2 protein-coding genes are annotated in these 1,875 nt (G+C 63.0%); both read right to left on the reverse strand.

Annotated elements, in window-relative coordinates:
• On the reverse strand, positions 1–1,535 hold a 1,535-nt coding region (locus GX108_03725), incomplete at its 3' end, for an ATP-binding protein (protein ID NLO56153.1).
• 142 nt (positions 1,536–1,677) lie between these two features.
• Positions 1,678–1,875, reverse strand: a 198-nt coding sequence (locus GX108_03730; protein NLO56154.1) for a MoaD/ThiS family protein, incomplete at its 5' end; no start/stop codon positions are given.

Here is a 1,875-nt window from a genome sequence, read left to right on the forward strand (position 1 = left end):
CCTGCCGGAGCGGGGAGGTAGACCGAGTTGACGCCCGAGACGGCCACCCTCGATTTGATGGAAGCCTGGTCGACGGGCCCGGTGGCGACGGGCTCCGCGAGAGGCCGGGCCGTCTCCGGCGGGGGCGGGATTGCGATATCCCCCACGAGGGCCTTGATCTGCTCCCTCGTCACGGGTCCGGCCAGGAAGGACATGGCCCAGCGGGTCTGGAAGAGGACGGGCTTGTCCTCGTGGACGTTGTGCAGCAGGAAGACCCTTTTGCCGAGGCCCGAAATCATCCTGTCCAGTTCCTGGAGGGGGAAGCCCTTTTCCGAGGTTCCCTTGAGCCCCTCGAGGATTCGTGCCTTGTCGCGCTCCGTCTGGAGTCTCCCGATGAACCAGGTTCCCATGTTGGATATGCCCTTGTAGTCCAGGTCCACCGGGTTCTGCGTGGCCAGGAGGACGCCCAGCCCGTAGGCCCTGGCCTGTTTGAGCAGCGAGAGGAGGACCGTCTTGGAGGGGGGGTTCTTCACCGGGGGGAAGAAACCGAAGATCTCATCCATGTACAGGATGGCCCTGAGGCTCGATGTTCCGGGCTGGGTCCTCGCCCACCCCAGTATCTCGTTCAGCAGCATGGATACGAAGAACATCCTCTCCCGGTCGGAAAGATGGCTGATGGTGAATATCGAAGCCCGGGGCCTTCCGTCGGAGGTGTAGAAGAACCGGCCCGCGTCCAGGGGGTCTCCCTCCATCCAGGGCGCGAAGGAGGGGGCCGCCGCAAGGTGGTTCAATTTCAGGACCAGGTCCATCCTCGCCGTGGTGGGGTAGAAGGTCTCCAGGTCCAGCACTCCGAGGGAGTCGAAGGGCGGTACCCTGATCATCCCCATGAGGGAGGGAATGTCCAACGATTCCCCCCGGGACCACTTCTCCTCCAGCACTCTCGAGATGAGGATATGCTCCCTGCTCGTCAGCGGGTCGGCTTCAATCCCTATCAACGCCAGGAGGCTCGATGCGGTGGTCTGGATCCTCTCCCGGAAGAGGTCTCCGTCGGATTTGACCACCTCCGGCGGGGCGTCGAAGGAGCGCAGGGCGCTCACCATCCTCCCGGCGGAACTGCCCGGCGTGTAGATCGTCAAATCGACCGATTCCCTCATTTTCTGGATCCTGGCGCCGTCGATACCCCATTCCTCCAGGCCCTTCTTCCAGGTCGCGGCGGTCTTCCGGGCCAGTTCCTCGGGCGTAAGCCCCTCCCTGGAAGCCTCCTGGGGGTTTATCCAGGGCAGGAAGTCCCCCGGCGCAAGTCCCGGGAAGGTCAAAAGCAGGTTGGGCAAGTCGCCCTTGGGGTCGATGGCTATCACGGGAATCTCGTCTATCAGGGCTTCCTCGATAAGCGAGATGGCGAGCCCCGTCTTGCCGCTGCCGGTCATCCCGATGATCATCCCGTGGGTGGTGAGGTCCCTGGCGTCGTAGAGGAGCAGTTCGCCCGCCGTTGACCCCGAGGTGTCGTCCACCTCTCTCCCCAGGTAAAAGGAGCCCATCTTCTCGAAATCCTTCATCGGCATCCACCTCCTCCAAGAGAAGTATAAACTGTTATCGGGGAAAAGGGCTCAAGAAACGCGCCCCCCGGGGGGAGAAAAAGGAATGGGGCTTCCTGCGAGGGATCGCCGAAAGCCCCGCCCCGAAAAACGCTCCTTTCTTCTAGCCGCCGCCCACCAGGGGGAAGACGGCCAGGTGGTCCCCCTCCTTCACGGAGGCCGAAAGCCCCCCGATGTGTTCGATGTGCCTCCCGTTGAGGATCAGGATCAGGTCCAGTTCGCGCTCATCGGTCCGTAGCGTCTTCTCGCCGAAGAGCATCCCGTACCTCTGGGTCAGGACTTCCAGGATGCTTCCGACGGA

The organism is Thermovirga sp., assembly GCA_012523215.1.
GTDB lineage: Bacteria > Synergistota > Synergistia > Synergistales > Thermovirgaceae > 58-81.